This is a genomic window from Anaerobacillus sp. ABD4_527, assembly GCF_056160805.1.
This window is the reverse complement of sequence record NZ_JBSWXZ010000001.1, coordinates 1,600,898-1,619,995: the sequence shown is the minus strand read 5'-3', so window position 1 is coordinate 1,619,995 and position 19,098 is coordinate 1,600,898. Positions and strand designations below refer to the sequence as shown.

General features: G+C 40.9%; 17 protein-coding genes. 15 read left to right on the top strand and 2 right to left on the bottom strand.

What is annotated here, in order from left to right; genetic code table 11:
• Positions 1-26 precede the first annotated feature (26 nt).
• Both copZ and ACXAHI_RS08440 read left to right on the top strand, forming a co-directional pair.
• Positions 27-233, top strand: a complete 207-nt coding sequence (copZ, locus tag ACXAHI_RS08445) for a copper chaperone CopZ (protein ID WP_270179813.1) — start codon at positions 27-29, stop codon at positions 231-233.
• 172 nt (positions 234-405) lie between these two features.
• Complete coding sequence (locus tag ACXAHI_RS08440) at positions 406-735, top strand: four-helix bundle copper-binding protein (RefSeq protein ID WP_474847152.1); 330 nt, start codon at positions 406-408, stop codon at positions 733-735.
• Positions 736-884: 149 nt separating this feature from the next.
• On the opposite strand, the gene ACXAHI_RS08435 is transcribed toward ACXAHI_RS08440, so the two are convergent.
• Positions 885-1,391, bottom strand: coding sequence for a DoxX family membrane protein (locus ACXAHI_RS08435; RefSeq protein ID WP_474847151.1), 507 nt, complete (start codon positions 1,389-1,391; stop codon positions 885-887).
• A 237-nt stretch (positions 1,392-1,628) separates the two neighbouring features.
• Between ACXAHI_RS08435 and yiaA the strand changes: the two genes are divergently transcribed.
• Entirely contained in the window at positions 1,629-2,096 is a 468-nt protein-coding gene (gene yiaA, locus ACXAHI_RS08430) for an inner membrane protein YiaA (protein ID WP_474847150.1), read from the top strand.
• 104 nt (positions 2,097-2,200) lie between these two features.
• Here yiaA and ACXAHI_RS08425 read toward each other — a convergent pair whose 3' ends face one another.
• Positions 2,201-4,729, bottom strand: coding sequence for a PIG-L family deacetylase (locus tag ACXAHI_RS08425; RefSeq protein WP_474847149.1), 2,529 nt, complete (start codon positions 4,727-4,729; stop codon positions 2,201-2,203).
• 346 nt (positions 4,730-5,075) lie between these two features.
• On the opposite strand from ACXAHI_RS08425, the gene ACXAHI_RS08420 reads away from it, so the two are divergent.
• The 12 genes from ACXAHI_RS08420 to ACXAHI_RS08365 all read left to right on the top strand — a co-directional run bounded on the left by ACXAHI_RS08420 (position 5,076) and on the right by ACXAHI_RS08365 (position 19,092).
• Positions 5,076-6,239: an ROK family transcriptional regulator gene (locus ACXAHI_RS08420; protein ID WP_474847148.1), complete on the top strand. Its 1,164-nt coding sequence runs from the start codon at positions 5,076-5,078 to the stop codon at positions 6,237-6,239.
• 18 nt (positions 6,240-6,257) lie between these two features.
• Positions 6,258-7,340 (top strand): extracellular solute-binding protein, encoded by a 1,083-nt coding sequence (locus ACXAHI_RS08415; protein ID WP_474847147.1) that lies wholly within the window; start codon positions 6,258-6,260, stop codon positions 7,338-7,340.
• 26 nt (positions 7,341-7,366) lie between these two features.
• Entirely contained in the window at positions 7,367-8,446 is a 1,080-nt protein-coding gene (locus ACXAHI_RS08410) for an ABC transporter ATP-binding protein (protein ID WP_474847146.1), read from the top strand.
• Between the two features lie 6 nt (positions 8,447-8,452).
• On the top strand, positions 8,453-10,138 hold the full coding sequence (locus ACXAHI_RS08405; protein ID WP_474847145.1) for an ABC transporter permease: 1,686 nt from the start codon (positions 8,453-8,455) through the stop codon (positions 10,136-10,138).
• Between the two features lie 16 nt (positions 10,139-10,154).
• Positions 10,155-11,636: an argininosuccinate lyase gene (argH, locus tag ACXAHI_RS08400; protein WP_474847144.1), complete on the top strand. Its 1,482-nt coding sequence runs from the start codon at positions 10,155-10,157 to the stop codon at positions 11,634-11,636.
• 281 nt (positions 11,637-11,917) lie between these two features.
• A complete protein-coding gene (locus tag ACXAHI_RS08395) occupies positions 11,918-12,664 on the top strand; it encodes a GntR family transcriptional regulator (protein ID WP_270179786.1) in 747 nt (248 codons plus the stop codon).
• 18 nt (positions 12,665-12,682) lie between these two features.
• The gene (xylB, locus tag ACXAHI_RS08390; RefSeq protein ID WP_474847143.1) at positions 12,683-14,221 is read left to right on the top strand and encodes a xylulokinase; all 1,539 of its coding nucleotides are present in this window, start codon (positions 12,683-12,685) and stop codon (positions 14,219-14,221) included.
• Positions 14,205-14,798, top strand: a complete 594-nt coding sequence (locus ACXAHI_RS08385; protein ID WP_474847142.1) for a glucose-6-phosphate isomerase — start codon at positions 14,205-14,207, stop codon at positions 14,796-14,798. The genes xylB and ACXAHI_RS08385 overlap by 17 nt, the downstream gene beginning before the upstream one ends.
• A 71-nt stretch (positions 14,799-14,869) precedes the next feature.
• Positions 14,870-15,808, top strand: a complete 939-nt coding sequence (locus ACXAHI_RS08380; RefSeq protein WP_474848116.1) for a phosphoglycerate dehydrogenase — start codon at positions 14,870-14,872, stop codon at positions 15,806-15,808.
• Positions 15,809-15,841: 33 nt separating this feature from the next.
• Positions 15,842-16,498: a bifunctional 2-keto-4-hydroxyglutarate aldolase/2-keto-3-deoxy-6-phosphogluconate aldolase gene (locus ACXAHI_RS08375; RefSeq protein ID WP_474847141.1), complete on the top strand. Its 657-nt coding sequence runs from the start codon at positions 15,842-15,844 to the stop codon at positions 16,496-16,498.
• A 41-nt stretch (positions 16,499-16,539) separates the two neighbouring features.
• Positions 16,540-17,541: an ABC transporter substrate-binding protein gene (locus tag ACXAHI_RS08370; RefSeq protein WP_270179782.1), complete on the top strand. Its 1,002-nt coding sequence runs from the start codon at positions 16,540-16,542 to the stop codon at positions 17,539-17,541.
• Positions 17,542-17,565: 24 nt separating this feature from the next.
• Positions 17,566-19,092, top strand: coding sequence for a sugar ABC transporter ATP-binding protein (locus ACXAHI_RS08365; RefSeq protein WP_474847140.1), 1,527 nt, complete (start codon positions 17,566-17,568; stop codon positions 19,090-19,092).
• Positions 19,093-19,098: the final 6 nt, after the last annotated feature.

The window sequence follows — 19,098 nt, the reverse complement described above, 5'->3', positions numbered from 1 at the left end:
TTTATTCTTGAAGGGAGATTTTAAACATGGAACAAACAACGATCAAAATTGAAGGTATGACGTGTAACCACTGTAAATCGGCAGTTGAAACAGCATTAACCGAGTTAGAGGGTGTTTCAGGTGTTGAGGTTGATCTGAAGCAAGGAAAGGCGGATGTATCGTACGATTCAGCTAAAGTCACTGTATCTGATATGAATGAAGCAGTAGAAGAGCAAGGGTATGATGTGAAGTAACGATACTTGAATAGATTAGGAAGCAAGGGGAAACCTTGCTTCTTTTTTATTGGAAAAAATGTGCAAAAAATAAAATTCCTTTCTATGGAAATTTTGTTCAAAATATCGTTTAGATCGCTAATTTATTGGAAAAATACCATAGTGTATACAAAATATAGGGAGGAATTTGATTATGTCACACGAAAAATACGGTTCAATGATCGAAACGCTTCATGAATGCATGACGGCATGTAATCATTGTTACGATTCTTGTTTAAAAGAGGATGATGTCAAGATGATGGCTGAATGTATTCGTCTTGATCGCGAATGTGCTGATATTTGTGGATTCCTTGAACAAGCTCTAGTTAGAGGTACACCATTTGCAGCTGAACTTGCTCAAGCTTGTGCAGCTATTTGTGAAGCATGTGGGAATGAGTGTAAGAAGCACGACCATAAGCATTGCCAAGATTGCGCAGACGCTTGCTTTAAATGTGCAGAAGCATGTAAGAAGCTTGCAGCTTAATGAATATTTGTACTTATAAAAAGCTACACCCCTCTTTCAGAACGGCATGGGGGCTGTAGCTTTTTTTGTTTTTTAATAAAGTCTTATTAGAGATGTAGAATGTGGAATGCGCAGTTTCCTTTTGTGATGAATGAATTGTAAACATTCTTTTATTTATGTTCAAGCACGGGCTTAACCTGACGAATGTGGAAACCTTGTTTAACAAACGGGATCACCCATCGATCAAGCCCAATCTTTGCTGCATTATAACCAGCAATCAGAATCAGCACTCCAAGGATCACCATCATCGGGTTCGTGCTTGTTGTTCCACTAAATAGGAAGGCAAAATTCATGATAACTCCCATTAATGCTGCAAGGGTTGTGAAGGTACCAAGAATTAGGCCAAGTCCAACAAGCAATTCTCCCCAAGCAACTAGTACATTGAAAAGCTCGACATTTGGGATCGCTAACCCTTCTAAGAATGCAGCCCACCATCCTTGCACAGCAGGATGTTCACCGGTAGCCTTCGCAACTGCTTCTTGAAGATAGCCATTTGCATCAAAACCACCTGTGATCTTTCCCCAGCCAGCAGTTAGCCATTGATAACCTAGGTATAAACGTATGAACAATAGAATACCAGAAGCTACTTTGTTTTCTCTTAGAAATTGAATAAACATTTTCTCACGCTCCTACTTTAATAGTCTGATCACATGTTTATTATCGCCAATCCTTAAACCGTCTTCTGTGATAAGTATCACAATCTTGACGATTAATTTAAATAGAGGATATAAACTTGCCTTATTTTTAAATAACAAAAAATTCATACAATAATAGTGTTGAAATGTAAAATATTGCTATAATAGTCGGTATAGGATAGTAAAATAGCCTACGTATAGTAAAAAGGGGGGCGGGTAATGTCAGAAGTAAATGGAAACCCGTTAGTGAAGGATGAAAAAAAGCCAAAGGTGAAAGTGGAAAGAAAAGAAGGGGAACCAACTGCAGCTTTTAAAGGGGCAAGCTGGGCAGCTTTGGTCATCGGTGTTTCCGCTTATTTAATCGGTCTTTTTAATGCTGGGATGGAACTGAATGAGAAGGGGTATTACTTTGCTGTATTGGTATTTGGACTGTATGCGGCTGTTTCCCTGCAAAAAGCGGTTAGAGACAAGGAAGAAGATATCCCTGTCTCGGGCATTTATTACGGACTAAGTTGGTTTGCAGTAATTACCGCTATTTCTTTGATGGCAATTGGGCTTTATAACGCTGGAAGTATCATCTTAAGTGAAAAAGGGTTTTACGGAATGTCATTCGTTCTTAGTTTATTTGCGGCGATAACGATTCAGAAAAATATTCGTGATACGCAGATGGCTAAAGAGAGAGGATAAGGACTTATTTTGTGGAGGCAGTTTGTGAACATAACATTCTCCACAAAAACACCTTCAAAGTTTGTGCAACTTTGAAGGTGTTTTTAAAGCTATTCTGTTTTTAATTACTCACCATAGTAAGGATAGCTTACCAAGTTAGTAAAAATGCGATACCCACCAGGAACTTGGTTCTGAATCTGACGGTACCAAACTAAGTTCGTATAAATGTAAGTACCATCTCCATAATCAGCCTTCAAGATTCCGCCTTCGAATGGCTCTTCACCTGGATCCGCGACGCTTACGTATGTTTCAAACTCCTCTGACCAATTCATCGGGAAATAAAGTCCTCGTTCTTGTACCCAGTTATCCCAATCAGATTGATTGATTTTATTTGGATAATTAAAAATCGGTGCTTCAGGTTTTAATACGTTAATCGGAGCGTCTTCATCTGTAACGCGCCACTCGATGGAAGGTTGTCCGATCTCGAGCTCATATGGAGCGGTTGTGTTCGTGTCCCAGTTATCCCATGGTTTATTGTATTGTACGACAAGGTGACCACCATTGTTCACATATTCCAATAACCGCTCATTATGCTGCAGCAAATCTTCTCTTGAAAGATACGCTCTTATGCCAGTGACGATCGTATCATATTGAGAGAGGTCTCCTGAAGCTAAATCTTGCTCGGTTAATTGTGTAATATCCATGCCAACGTTAGATAATTGATCGGCTACTTTATCAAACCCACTATCTACATAACCGATTTTGAGATTCGCTGGGTATTCAAGTGGGAATGCTACGCCGCTCACAGACGCATCGGATACATAATAATTTGTCCCGATGTGGTCGTACTTGATCATTTGGACGTTTTTACTGATCGTTTCGTTTCCGACTTCGGCCTTAGGCACGATCTTAAATTCACCTTCTTCAACAGTATCTGAAGGGGTTAGTGTAAACGAAATGGTTTTTGCCTGTTCATCTGATGCAAAGGAAACAGACTGTATTTCAGGCTCAGATGTCCATCCTTCAGGTAATTGAAGTCCGACGTCTGTTTCTAAAGCTCCTTCTGCAAACTTCTCGATGTCTACATCCATTGTTACGTTTTCATCTATGTCTTTGGTGTTTATAACTAAATTCTCAGGAGATGGTTTGACGGATACTTCTGGTAGCAAAGCAACTCGTTTTTCTGGCGTAAAGGTTTTTGTAGCGGATTTTCCTTTTGTTTTAAAGCTGATATTGGCTTTAATTGCGCTTTGTGCATACGCCTCATAATAGTTTGTTGATGTTGCTTTGACGTTGAAGTCAAACGTTATTTGATCTCCAGGTGCTAACGATGAAGAGTGGTGCTTCCCTTTTACTATCCAGTCTTCAGGAGTGGAAAGAGAAGCCGATAGGCGTTTGATTTTAGATGAACCATTATTTGTAATCGAAACACTTACGTTTGTTGTATCGTCCAGAGTTAACTGCGGATCAACAACCTCAACATCGACTTGTAGCTGTGCTGCGGTAAACATCGTGTTTGTTAGTTGTTCTTCCTTTACTAAAAGTTTATGGAGTAGTGTGTTTCTTAAATCATCAGATAGCTTCTTGTCTTTCTCAATTTTCTTGATAAGCTTTTGGAGTTGCTTGTAAGTTTTTTCTGATCGAGAAAGAACTTCTTTATGGTTCGGATGCGCACTTTTTACTTGTTCGAGATCCTTTTGAAGGTGAATAAGTTTTTGTTTGTACTTATTACCGCTTTTCGAAAGAGCCTTGGCGTATTCTGTGAAATTGTAAGGGATGTTTTCGAAGATGCTATCTTCATGTTCTGGTATATCGCTAACAGTTGATTTAACGAGCTGTAAATCTACGGTTTCTGGTCCATCTCCAACATCTCTTCCCATGCCTTGTGATTCGTGTAAGTAACGCGCTTTTTCACCAAGCTGTGGGTAGGTCATGTCATAATGTTCGTCGTAAATACCGATCTGGATAGAGGTAGTGGTTTGGGCTTCTGTTTCAGCAGGGAGGTAGAGTTTCTTGATTTGCCAAGTGGTTAGTCCATTTTCAAGCTGCTCGGGGAAAATGGAAGGATCTGCTGCATCTTCAAAAGCTTTTTGAGTAAGTAACGTCATGGCGCGGTGATGACCATGCTGGGTGTCTACGTTACGGAATGAGGGCATGACGATATCGGGTTTAAAGGTACGGATATACTGAATGAGGCGTTCATACGTCTCCGTTTCTCCCCACTTGTTCAATGTTTCTTCGGGTGTTTTAGAGAAACCGAAGTCTTTGATGCTATCTTCGAAGTCTTCGTTTAAGAAGAAGGTTTCAATGCCAAGGACTTTGGAGGAAGCTTGTAATTCGTTTGTTCGGATAATACCGAGTGCGTCCCCTAGCTCGCTACCGATTTCATTTTGACCGCCTTGACCACGAGTAGATAGGAGAAAGGACGTATCAACACCTTGTCCACGTGATAAATAAGCAAGGAAATGACTTCTCTCATCATCAGGATGAGCACCTGTATTCATGAAGCTTGCTGTTGTTGTTAAAGGTACAACAGATTCCCATAGAGCTAAATCGTTGTTAGACGACTCTTTTGCAAAACTTAGGGTAGAACTTGTACTAAAGGCAGACATGATTAAAATCAACGATAAAAATACTTTCCCCAGGTTCTTCAAATAAATCCTCCTTCATCTCTAAGTGAAATTAGTTAGTAATGCAACGTAACTAACTTAAAACCATTATAGGCAGACTTATCCAATAATTGGAACCTACTTTCGTACTGTTTGGATAGTTCGATAGTAATGATTTAACAAAATAAATGAAATTTTCTAAATTTAAACCAAGATAAAGAATATTGAAGCATAAATGAGCATCTTTACTCTCTATGAACGAGAATGCTAATAAACAGTATTTTACATTTTTGCTTGTGCGCTTTATAAAAGAAAGTAATCGTTAGTAAATTTTCTTAACTAACTAAGAGCCGTACTACCATATTTATCATTTATAAAGGAGTACACATCTATGCAAAAGAGCGATGCCGCATCTATCAAAAATACGAATAAGCAACTCGTGTTGAAATGTATTCGGGACTTTGAGCCGATTTCTCGTTCACAGATATCAAAAAGGCTTCAAATTAGTAAACCATCAGTATCAATGATTGTCGAACAGCTGTTGCAAGAGGGGTGGATTGAGGAAAAAGGGCCAGGCCAATCAACGATTAGCGGTGGCCGCAAACCTGTTCACCTTGTTTTTAATCCTCGAGCTGCCTACGTGATCGGAGTTGATATAGGAGGTACAAAAGTAGCCGCTGGAGTAACGTGTTTAAATGGAGAGGTGCACGCATATCGAGAATTTTCAACAAACGAACATCTTAAAAAGGGTTTGTTTGATCGCTTGCAAAAAGAGGTAGCGAGTATGCTTCAAGAACTCGATTTAAGTAATCAGGATATTCTTGGGATGGGGATTGGGGTGCCTGGTGTAACCAATGTAGAACATGGCATCGTGTTAGACGCTCCAAGTTTGAATTGGAAACGTTATCCCGTTCGAAAAATAGCGAGTGAATACTTCCCTTATCCGGTCTATGTTGAAAATGATGTGAATACAAGTGTTCTTGGTGAAAAGTGGCTTGGTGCTGGTAAGGCACTTCAAAATATTATTTTCATTGCTGTAGGTACTGGGATCGGCAGCGGCATGATTCTTAATGGCAAGCTGTTTCGTGGCAGTAATTACAGTGCAGGGGAGATGGGATACATAGTAACAGATTATCAAAGTGCTAAAAGCTATCATCCAACCTATGAAGGTTATGGGTTTCTTGAGAGCGTTGCAAGTGGTTCATCGATCGGAAATAAGTTATCCGAAATAAAGAACACACGACTAACGGCAAAAGAAGCCTTTATGAGTTGGAGAAAAGGGGATGAGGATGCGAAGGAAGTAATCGAAAATGCCATCGAACATTTAGGATTTGGTATTGCCAATTATGTGTCTTTATTCGACCCAGATCTCGTTATTTTAGGAGGTGGTGTTAGCGAGTCATTCGAGGACTATAAGCATTCGTTAATTGAAATTGTTGAGCATTTCACACCACAGAGTTGCAAAATTGTACCGTCCACGTTTGGAAAGGAAGCCGGCATTGTTGGGGCAGTGGCATTATTCCTTGAAGAACATAATTCAATCATTCAATTATAAGAAGGGGGAAGAGAGTTTATGAAACGTCAATTTCGATGGATGATGTTCGTAACAATGGTTGGCCTTATCTTATCAGGCTGTATGGCAGGGAATGAACAAGCAAGTGGAGATGGAGATAGCTCTGGTAATGAAGGGAATTTAGAGGATAAGGTTGTTGTTTATTCCCCGCACGGAAAGGATATTTTAAGCGAATTTGAGAAGCAGTTTGAAGCGGAATATGACGTTGATATGGAGTTTCTTGATCTTGGCTCACAAGAGATATTAGACAGAGTTCGTTCAGAAAAAAATAATACGCAAGCTGATATTTGGTGGGGTGCTCCCCAAGTGATGTTTGATGAAGCTAAATCAGATGAGCTTTTGCAGAAATATGAGCCAAGCTATGCAGACGCATTAGATGCTATGTATCATGACGAAGATTGGTATTGGTCAGGGACTTCTCAAACCCCTGAAGTCATTCTTTACAACAACAAAGAAATCTCTGAAGAAGAAGCGCCAAAGGACTGGGATGACCTCGTAGACCCTAAATGGGAAGATGAGCTGATCATTCGTTATCCACTTGCTTCTGGAACGATGCGTACGATTTACTCCTCGATGATCTATAGGGATTATAAAGAAACTGAAAGCCCGGATGCTGGGTATGAGTGGCTCCAGAAATTAGATGAGAACACGAAAGAATATGCAGCGAACCCTGAGATCATGTACAACCAGGTCGCTAAAGGTGTAGGGAATCTTTCTGTTTGGAATATGCCGGATACTGTTATGTTAGCTGAAGAAAAGGGTTATCCGTTTAGCTATGTAATTCCTGAGAGTGGAACACCAGTCTTAACAGAAGGAATTGCGATTGTCGATGGAGCACCACATCCAGAGGCAGCGAAAGCTTTTTATGAGTTTGTTAATTCGGAAGAAGCAGCTAAGCTACTAGCCGAAAAATACTACAGAATCCCAACTAGAAATGATATTAGTGACCTCCCAAGTTGGATTGAGGAAACTGAAATCAACGCCATGGAAATTGACTGGGAAGTTTTTCAAGAAAAGTCTGATGAATGGATGGAACACTGGGACAACAACATTAAAAACAGTGAGAAGCAAAAAGAAGAATAGATCTCCAGAAAGAGGAGTTGTTGGTCATGACAGCAGTAACCTTATCTAAGATTACAAAACAATTTGGCGATATCACTGCCGTTAAAGAGTTGGATATCACGATTAAAGAAGGGGAGTTCTTTACTTTCCTTGGGCCAAGTGGATGTGGTAAAACAACAACCCTTAGGATGATCGCAGGATTTTATTACCCTTCAGCTGGAAAGGTAAAATTCGATGATCGAGATATGACGACAGTGTCACCTGAAAAAAGAAATACGGGCATGGTTTTTCAAAACTATGCCCTTTTTCCTCATATGACAGTTTTTGAAAATGTAGCCTTCGGATTGAAAGTAAGAAAAGTGAACAAAAGTGAAGTGAAAAGAAGAGTAGAAGATGTATTAGAGAAAGTGCGCTTGAAGCCTTTTATTGATCGTCAGGTTAGTCAGTTAAGTGGAGGTCAGCAACAGCGGGTGGCTTTAGCAAGGGCACTCGTCATTGAACCAGATATCTTATTACTTGATGAGCCATTAAGTAACCTTGATGCGAGGTTACGAGATGAAATGAGAAATGAGATTTTACGCCTTCAGCGTGAGTATGGTATCACCACTATTTATGTAACACATGACCAAGTTGAAGCACTCACGATGAGTGACCGAATCGCGGTATTCAACGTTGGAAATTGCCAACAGATTGGGACGCCAACAGAAATTTATAATCAGCCGGTCAATGATTTTGTTGCAGAGTTTATTGGAGAAACGAATTTGTTTGCAGTGACCAAACGTGACGAAGGCTTTTTTTGTGAGGAATTAAACCTTCTTGTTCATACGGATGCTCCCAGTGAGGATGAATCGTTAAAGAATCAATCGTTAAAAATGTCCGTTCGCCCCGAAGCGATCACCTTATCAAAAACAAACATAGAAGAAGTGAATGCACTAAAGGGAAAAGTAGATCTTGTTCAATTCACAGGAGAATCCGTTCATAGTTTCATAAAAGTCAATGAAGGTCGCGCCACATTGAAAGTGACTGATTTGAACCGGGGTCCGAGCACCTATCTTCAAGAAGGATCTGATGTTTATGTTCAACTTCCTCCCGAACAGGTTCGAATCGTTCCAGTGGCAAAGGAGTGATGTAGGATGTTAAATGCAGAGAGAAGAAAAACGATCCTTCTACTAATCCCGATTATACTAGTTCTTGTTGGCTACGTCTTATACCCAACGATCGAAACATTTATAGAAAGCTTTAGAATGAATGGCTCCTTTACCTTACAAAACTATGTAGATTTCTTTGGCCCAAAAGCACAGGCTAATTTAGAAGCGTTATGGAATTCGGTTTACATATCCTTGTTATCAGTTTTGCTAAGCGCATGTATAGGAGTGCCACTAGCTTTTATTTTTACACGATATAACTTTCCTGGACGCTCTTTTTTCTCCGGAATTGCCATTATGCCTATTGTCTTGCCTTCACTTGTTGGTGTTATGGCATTTATGTGGTTGTACGGAGAGGCGGGCATTGTACCAGTAGCCCTTCAAGACTTACTGAATTTAGAAGAAGTTCCGTTTAGCATTGGTGGTGTGACAGGTATTCTACTCGTTCACGCCTATACGATGTACCCATATTTTTATATGACAGTATCGTCCGCACTTAACAATGTAGATCCGTCACTTGAAGAGTCAGCAGCCAATCTTGGGTCAGGACGTCTTGGGGTGTTTTGGAAAGTAACGTTTCCGCTATTAACACCTGCATTAGTTGCTGCATCTCTCCTTGTGTTCATGGTTTCGATGGCTTCCTTTAGTGCACCGTTTTTACTTGCTGGTGGCTACCGAGTGCTAAGTCTTCAAATCTACTTCTCAAAAATTAATGGAGATCTAGAAATGGCCGCAACGCAATCTGTTATACTCTCAGCTGTTTCGATTACTTTCCTCTTATTTATGAGGTGGTTCCAAAATCGAAGAGACTATCGGATGGGATCAAAAGGGATAGGTGCACACCGAAGTGAGGTCAATAACCCTCTTCTAAAATGGGTGATGGTGTCCCTTGGCGTCGTAGCGATGATCGTCCTATTATTACCACATGCAGTTTTAGCGATCTTATCCTTTGTACCAGAAGGATCCTGGACGTGGCAGAAGTATCCGACCACTTTTAATCTAGAAAACTATCGTTTGTTATTCGAGGATCCAAATATTTGGGACCCTGTGCGGAATAGTTTGATTATGGCTTTCTTTGCTTGTTTAGGGTGTTTTGTGTTCGGTATCATCACTTCCTATGCCCTTGTGAAAAGAAAATTCTTCGGTAAGAACTTACTTGATATTCTAGTTATGCTTCCTTGGGCATTACCAGCAACCGTTGTTGGAATGAATCTTATTTTAGCGTTCAACAGTAAGTCGATTTTCTCTTTTGGTCAAGTACTAGTTGGGACGTTCTGGATTTTACCACTAGCATACTTTATACGGTTTATCCCGCTTGTCGTGAGGTCAACAAATGCTGTACTTGAGCAAATGGATGATTCGATTGAAGAAGCGGCACAGAACCTTGGGGCGAAATGGCTCTATACGTTTCGAAGAGTCGTGTTACCAATAATCATGCCGGGAGTTTTAAGTGGAACGTTACTTGCCTTCGTACAGGCGGTAGGCGAATTCCCAACCTCGGTCTTACTCTATACGTTAGATAACAGACCTATATCAATCGAGATTATGAACCAGCTAAGGATGTTTAACCTTGGACAAGCGGCAGCTTATGGCATGATTCAGGTTGGACTTATCGCGATCGTAATGATTATTTCGTATAAATTCTTTGGAGTTAAATCTGAAAATACGCTCTAGCAAACGGGGTGAAAACGTGAATAAGCGAAAGATAGATTTTGAATTAGAGGATGGAGACTGTTTTCCTGGCAGAACATACGTAGACGAGCTGCTAAAACCGGTTTTCAAAGATCAGCGCGACTACTTGTTTGATGCGATGTTTATGATTCATCGTGCTCATACCATAATGCTGAAAGAACAACAGATTATTTCAGTTGTTGAAGCAAAGAAGATCTTAGACGGGATCAATCAAGTTGCAAGTATGGAAAGAAAATTACTGAACTATATGCCAGAGTATGAAGACCTTTTCTTTCTCGTAGAAGCAGAAATAGCGAAGTTAATAGGACACGATTTGGCAGGGAAAATGCATATCGCTAGAAGTCGTAATGACATGGGTGAAGCCATGTATAGGATTGTAATACGCGATCATATACTTGAACTTTTAGATAACATACGAAAGCTGGGACAAGCCCTTGTTACACAAGCAGCAGACCACGTTCACACAATCATGCCTGCACACACTCACACACAGCCTGCTCAACCTACAACATTTGGCCATTATTTACTAGCGATTTCGGATAACCTTTCAAGAGACGTTGATCGTTTATGGCAAGCTTACTATACAGTGAATCGTTCACCGATGGGGGCAGCAGCCATTACGACAACTGGATTTCCCATCAGTCGTGAACGCATGGTGGAGCTTTTAGGATTTGATGACTTGATGGAGAACTCTTATGACGCGATTGGAACTGGAGATTATTTGCTTGAAACAGCTCTTACGTTAGTAAGCGTCATGACGAACATAGGAAGATGGATTCAAGAACTTCTTCGTATGGCATCCAATGAAGTAGGCCTACTCAAAGTTTCTGATGCATATGTGCAAGTAAGCAGCATTATGCCGCAGAAGAGAAATCCAGTATCCTTGGAACATTCAAGAGCTCTTGCTAGTAGCGCAGTAGGAGAAGGATTAAGCGTGGTTCAAATGATTCATAACACGCCATATGGCGATATCGTGGATACTGAAGATGATCTCCAGCCACATCTTTATAATGGCTTTCATAAAGCGAATCGTGTGATAAAACTCCTCACAGCGGTTATAACAACAATGAAATTCGATAAAGAGCGCGCACTACAGCAAGCAAAAACTAATATGATCACGATTACCGAGTTAGCCGACGTCTTAGCAAGAGATTATGACGTGCCTTTCCGAAAAGCTCATCAGCTATCAAGCTTCGTAAGTAAAAAAGCAACAGAGGTAAAGAAGGAGTTATATGAAGTGACCACTGATGAAGTGAATGAGTGGATTGGTGACGTAAAACTTTCTGAAGAAGACTGGAAAAACATTTGCGATCCAAGAACCTTCGTTGAACGAAGGAGCGTTACAGGGGGGCCGAACCCTGAGGTAGTAGACAAAATGTTCCAAGATCGTAAAGTAAGATGGGGTAATGTAGAAGAAATGGTAGAGACGTTTTCGTATAAGGTCCAGTTTGTGAAAGAGGATTTAAGATTTGAGATTTAAAGATAACCTTGGCATGGCTTGAGTTTTATTCTTAATGAGACAGCACCACACCTGTTTCTTCTGTAGTTACGGGTGAGGTGTTTTGATAGTATATTCTGAATTAAATTCAGAATATTCCATACAATGTATTGACCTATTTCCAAGATGATGTTTAAATTAGTATATAGAAACTGGTAATGACGACATTACGTCATTACCTACAAACTAATCTCTGTTGAGATGCAAACATGATGAAGTTTTATTAGAATGAAACTATTCTAATAAAAAGGTGGATGATGGGAATGACACGTAGAATTCAAAAGGATGTTCCAATTCCTTTGTATTATCAGTTGAAAGAAATTTTGAAGGAGCGGATTAAATCGGGGGACTTAGAAACCGGTGAGCTGATTCCTTCTGAGAGAGAACTTGGCGAAATTTATGAGATTAGTAGGCCTACTGTAAGGCAGGCGATCAACGAACTAGTCTCAGAAGGCTTTCTACGAAAGGAGCATGGAAGAGGAACTTATGTAGCGAAACAGAAGATTAGCCAGTGGTTTCTACAAAATTTAACGAGTTTTTCAGAGGAAATGGCTGAGAAGGGACTTGATTTTTCCACTACAGTTTTAAAAAAGGAAGTTGTTGGAGTTGATTCGACTCTTGAAGAAGTATTCGAAGGAAACTTTGAACAGTTCTATCGCTTAGAAAGACTGCGATGCGTAAATGGAGAACCTTATGTAATCGTCACAACGTATATTCCAGTAAAGTTAGCGGAAGGACTTATTGATGAAGACCTTGAGCAGTATTCACTTTATAAAACGCTAGAAAAGAAGTATCAATTTCAAATTGGCTATGCGGATCGTGTGATTGAAGCCTCAAATGCTAATAAAGAAGACGCTGATCTTCTTGCAGTCGACTCGACTAGTGCAATTCAGTTGATTAAGACAAGAGGTTATTTAGAGAATGATGAGGTCTTTGAGTATTCGATTGCAAGGTATCGCGGAGATTTGAGTAATTTTACAGTGAGAGTACCTTATCAATCGAACACATAATCATGTAGGAGGGGTTGCATGAGTAAGGGTGTCATACTAGCTCATGATATCGGTACAACAGGAAACAAATCTACTTTGTTCTCCAGTACTGGCGATGTACTTGGTAGTGAATTCTACGGATATGAAACGTATTATCCTGAAGTTGGGTGGGCTGAGCAGGCTCCAGAGGATTGGTGGAGAGCTGTCTGCGTGACAACTCGTTCTTTACTTACTAAAGCAAACATATCAAATGAGGAAATAGCCTGTGTAACCTTTAGCGGAATGATGATGGGCTGTCTTGGAGTTGATAGGCAAGGAGATCCGTTAGGGCGTGCAATCATATGGGCTGATATGCGGGCGGGAGTGGAAGCTGATGAGCTACTTAATAAGATTGGGATGGAAGAAGGCTACTACATAACAGGACACCGAATCTCTTCATCTTATTCAGGTGCCAAAATAGTCTGGCTCAAAAAACATCGTCCTGAGCTTTATCGATCGACGTATAAATTTTTGCAAGCTAAGGATTTCCTGGTTCATCGGTTAACAGGCATTTTCGCGACGGATTATTCAGATGCTTCTGGTACAAATCTATTAAATATAACGACGAAAGAATGGTCAGAGGACATCATTTCAGCCTGGGGAATCGATAGTAGAAAACTTCCTCCTCTTTATCCTTCAACGAAAGTGGTTGGGGAGGTAACACAAAAAGCTGCGGCAGAAACGGGGTTATTTGCTGGCACACCCGTTGTGTTAGGTGGAGGAGATGGGGTTTGTGCGGCAGTTGGTGCGGGGGTAATGGAAGAAGGGGAGGCTTTTAACTACATCGGTTCTTCTTCCTGGATTGCAACTGCATCTAATGCACCTGTTTTTGACCCAGAAATGAAAACGTATACATGGATTCATTTAGACAGTTCGAAATACTCTCCGAACGGAACGATGCAAACTGGAGGAGCATCTTTAAACTGGTTGAAGGAGCAATTTTATCAAAAAGAAGAAGCCTCGTCCGTTTACGATATTATCAACCAAGAAGCAGGTAGATCAATTGCAGGTGCAAATAAGTTGCTGTATTTACCTTACTTGTTAGGAGAACGCTCTCCAAGGTGGGACCCTGATGCAAGAGGCGCGTTTGTCGGACTGCACATGAAGCATAACCGAGGAGATCTAGCCAGAGCGGTAATGGAAGGTGTTGGCTTCAATCTTAAAATTGTATTAGATACGTTCCTAAAAGCTGGGCTACCTATTCGAAATCTATGGATACTTGGAGGAGGAGCTAAGAGTCCAATATGGCGGCAAGTTTTAGCCGATCTTTACGGAGTAGATATTCTAGTGCCTCAAAAACTTGAAGAAGCGACTTCGATGGGAGCAGCTATAGCTGGAGGGGTAGGAGTTGGGTTACTCAAGGATTTCTCATCAGGAAAGGATTGGGTAAATCAGACAGAGATGCATCTTCCAAATGAGTTGAATCAACACGTATACGAAGAATTATCAGTATATTTTGAAAACGCATATAATCAGCTCAAGCCTTTGTATAACCAATTAAATCAGTTAGGAGTGAAGCAATATGACAGAGTTAACTAGCAAGTTTAAATCTTTTTCAACGATGTTCAATTTCGAAACAGGTGAACTTAATCCAAAAGGAAGAGTGGTTACTCGAAAGCTTTCACACATGAACAAGATGTATCTTGATCAAGATGCTGCAGATGCATTGCTTGAAGAAAACCCATTGATATATGAAGTGTTCAACGTAGAGGTTCCGGAAACGATCGCACATATACAGCACTGTGTGACGATTTTGTATCCTGGAAAAGTTGGTGACGAGTACTTCATGACGAAAGGACATTATCACGAAGTGTTAGATCGAGCTGAAATTTACTTCTGTTTAAAGGGGAAAGGACAACTAATCTTGCAAACGCAAGATGGTGAGTTTGATTATATTGAGATGATTCCTGGTTCAGTCGCGTATGTTGCTCCTGAATGGGCACATCGCACGGTGAATACTGGGAATGAACCGTTTGTTTTCTTCGCTGCTTACCCTGGTGATGCAGGTCATGACTATGGAGGTATTGAAACGGAAGGGTTTGTAAAACTGTCCATTGAGAAAGATGGAGAGCCAACGATCGTTAATAATCCGAGATATAACAGAGATAGAAAGTGACCGAAAATTTTTTGTCTTAACTGGTAATGACGTCATTACAAAAAAGATTAGAGGTGATTGTGTTGAAAAGGGTGTTGATTACGCCGAGGTCTTATGGATTGTACCATCCTAAAATATATGAGGACTGGAAAAAGGAAGGATATGAGGTTGTTCGAAAAGCAGGACCACATTCGGAAGAGGATCTCATTACTTATCTCGAGGGTGTTGAGGTGCTGCTTGTTGGTACGGATCATATCTCAAAAAAAGTAATTCAGAATGCAAAGGAATTAAAAGTAATCTCCAAATACGGTGTTGGAATTGACAACATCGATTGTGAGGCAGCTAGAAAATGCGGAATAGAGGTGTTAAATACACCAGGTGTAAACACAGAAGCGGTTGCAGACTATACTTTTGGACTGATGCTTACTCTTTCAAGAAATATTGCAAGAAGCCATTTCGAACTTGTACAAGAAGGAACGTGGAATAAGACAGTGGGTGTAGAGATTTTTGGAAAAACACTAGGGCTTATGGGACTTGGATCCATTGGAGCAGCCGTAGCTAAGCGAGCTAAAGGATTCAATATGAATGTCATTGCTTATGATCCATTTCCAAACGAACAGCTTGCTCAAGAGTTAGGTGTTACGTTGGTGAGCTTAGAAGATGTAATTAGAGAAAGTGATATTGTGTCGATGCATCTTCCACTAACAGAAGAAACTAGGTACATGATCGATTGTAATCGTTTAAAAAAAATGAAAAAGAATTGTCTCTTAATCAATACAGCGCGAGGCGGAGTCATTAACGAGCTTCATCTATACAAAGCGCTACGAGACGGAGAAATAAAAGGTGCTGCACTTGATGTGTTTGAAGAAGAGCCACCTATCAACTCGCCGCTTTTTGAATTAGACAATGTGATTTTGACACCTCATAATGCTGCTGCAAGTGTAGAGGCAGTTCAGAGGATGACGTTGAGGTCAACTGACAATGTGATGGCTTATTATGAAAGTCTGAGAAAAGCGATGGCTTCATCTTAAAGTTAGATTGTATTTAGAGAGGAGAGACCATGTATGAAAAAAACGCAAACTCTCACGTCCCTTGTTGAAACTGGTGTCGTGGCGGTTCTTAGGGGCAATCGAGAAGAGGTATTAAAGGTAGCAAAAGCCGCAGTTGAAGGTGGAATTAAAGCCATTGAGATTACCATGACAGTTCCTGGAGCGATTGATCTCATAAAGGAGATGAAGACTCTTTCTTGGGCAGAGGAAGCTATCATCGGATTAGGAACCGTGCTTGATCGTGAGACTGCCGTGAGCGGTATTCATGCAGGGGCAGCCTTTATAGTTAGCCCGCATTTTAATGAGGACATCGTAAAGGCGTGTCATCGCTACCAGGTGCCAGTGATGCCTGGAGTAATTTCAGTGAAGGAAGCCGTACAAGCTCTTGAAGCAGGTTGTGAAATCGTCAAGCTGTTTCCAGGAGACGTCGGTGGACCTAAGCACATTAAGAATTTGAAAGGTCCTCTACCACAGTTGAATGTTATGCCTACAGGAGGCGTAGATGAGAACAACATTAAGGACTGGTTTGAAGCAGGGGCAGTAGCAGTAGGCATCGGAAGTCATTTAACAAAAGCAGGAGGAGCTGGTCTTGATGGAGTACTTATTGCCGACTATGTGAGACTTCTAGTAAACAAAGTGGCATCTGAAAGGCACTCTACCATATATGCATAGTTTCTAGATTTCTTTATCAAATAAAAAAGGAGATTGATTCTATGAGAAAAATAATCATGCTCATCACTTTAGTCTTAGTACTTGTTGCTGCAACTGCCTGTAGCGAATCGAGTAAAAGTGTAGAAGGTTCTTCAAGTGATGGTAAGAAAGAAATTGCTGTAATCGTAAAGGCGACAGACTCTGACTTCTGGCAAACGGTCTTGCAGGGAGCTGAAAAAGCAGCTGAGGATCAAGGAGATAAAGTAAACGTTACAACGTATGGACCTCCATCAGAAGCCGATATTGATAAGCAGATTGCCATCCTTGAGAATGTGATCTCACAAAATCCGGACGGTATCGTAATCGCTTCAACGAGCTCTGATGCGAGTGTACCTGGCATTGAGAAAGCGATGGATAAAGGCATTCCAGTTGTGTTAGTAGATAACCGAGTGAATACAGAGAAATTTGTAAGCTTCCTTGCGACAGATAATGTTAAAGGAGGAGCTTTGGGTGCTGAACAGTTTGTTGAAAACCTTGAAGCACAAGGAAAGGAACTAAAAGGAAAAGTAGCGATTATCAGTGCGATGGCTGGCGTTCAAGTGTTGATCGACCGTGATAAGGGCTTCATTGATCGCCTTGAAGAACTTGCTCCTGATATCGAACCGCTCGAAGTTCGCTATGTTGATAATGATATTACGAAAGCACTTGGTGCAGCTGAGGACCTCTTAACAAGCCACCCAGATTTACTTGGCTTCTTCGCTGACAACAATCATACAGGGATCGGCGTTGCACGAGCAATTACAGAACGAGACCTCATAGAAGAAGTTCCAGTTATCGCATATGACGGTGACAAAGAAGAGATCAACGCGCTAAAATCAGGCGCAATCGATGCTCTTATCGTACAAGATCCATTCGGTATGGGATATGAAGGCGTCAATACAGTGCTAAAGGATCTTTCTGGAGAGTCAACTGAACAAGAAATCGATACAGGTGCGACAATCGTAACAATGGAAAACTTTGATGAAGATGAGATACAGAAGCTTCTTTACCCTGACAAACGATAAGGCTTTGAAAGAATAGAACACCCGTTGAGTGTTACAACACTCAACGGGAATCTAAAGGAGGGAGTAATCATCGGAACGTCACTGATTCACATGGACAAAATCGTGAAGTCTTTTAACGGTACGTATGCTTTAAAGGGAGTGGACTTCGAAGTTAAGCCAGGAGAAATTCATGCACTCCTTGGTGAAAATGGTGCAGGAAAGAGTACGCTTATCAAAATCCTTACAGGTGCATATCGACCTGATAAAGGGAAAATTTTAGTTAATGGTAAGTCACATTCCTTTATCCCCGTTAAAGAGCTTGAGCAGCTAGGCATTTCAGTTGTATATCAGGACTTGAAGCTCGCACCAGGTGTCTCAGTCATGGAAAACGTCCTGATGGGGAACTTGCCGAAAAAATATGGGATGGTTGATTACCAAAAGGGACGTGAGATGACGAACAAGGCTTTGAAAAAAGCTGGTATCAACCTTAACCCGTCTACCCTTGTAAAGAGTTTAAAAATAGCTGATCAAGAAATCGTAGCAATTGCTAAAGCTCTATCAAAAGATGCTAACGTGCTTATCCTTGATGAGCCAACTGCACTGTTAGCGGAAGATGATGTGCAGCGCCTTTTTGATATTTTACGAGAGTTGGTCAAGAAGGGCGTCTCCATCGTCTACATATCGCACAAAATCGAGGAAGTTTTCGCGATATGTAATCGAGCGACGGTTCTAAGAGACGGGAACAAAATCTGGACGAAGAATGTGTCTGATCTTAGTAACGATGAGTTGATTGAAGCCATATCAGGCAAGGTTCATAGAAATGATGACGTGTATACAGAGTCACAGCTAGGAGACGAGGCAATATCCGTTCAAGGATTGAACCATAAACCGTACTATAGTGATGTTTCGTTTCAGATTAATAAAGGAGAAGTTGTGGGGCTCTTTGGTCTGATTGGTGCAGGAAAAAGTGAGCTATTAAAAGGTGTCTTCGGTGAAATGAAAGCACAGTCTGGCAAAGTTAAATTAAATGGAGAGGCTTTCAAACCTAAGTCACCTTCTGATTCCATTAAACGAGGAATCGGCTTTGTACCTGAAGACCGAGCAACAGAAGGCTATCTACCAAGGATGCCAATCCACGTTAATGCAAATGTTGCGACATACCGAAGTTTCTCAAAGAAAGGTTTCATTCGTGGTGGATTTGAAAGAGAGCATGCGCTCGCTCTTTTGGAGGATTTCAACGTGAAGTACAGTTCCCTTGAACAACACATCGATGGCTTGAGTGGAGGGAATCAACAGAAGGTCGTCGTAGCGAAATGGATTCATCCGAATACGAAGGTGCTTCTTCTTGATGAACCGACAGCTGGAATCGATGTAGGAGCAAGGCGTGACATTTTTAAGATATCTAGAAAACTAGCAGATGAAGGAAAGTCGGTTATCTACTGCTCATCTTACCTCCCTGAAATAATGGAGGTAGCGGATCGAATCTTGGTCATGAGCGACGGAAGAATTACAGGTGAATTTGACCGAGAATCTTTTGATGACATGGCGATTATGAAAGCAGCTTACAAATAAAACGTG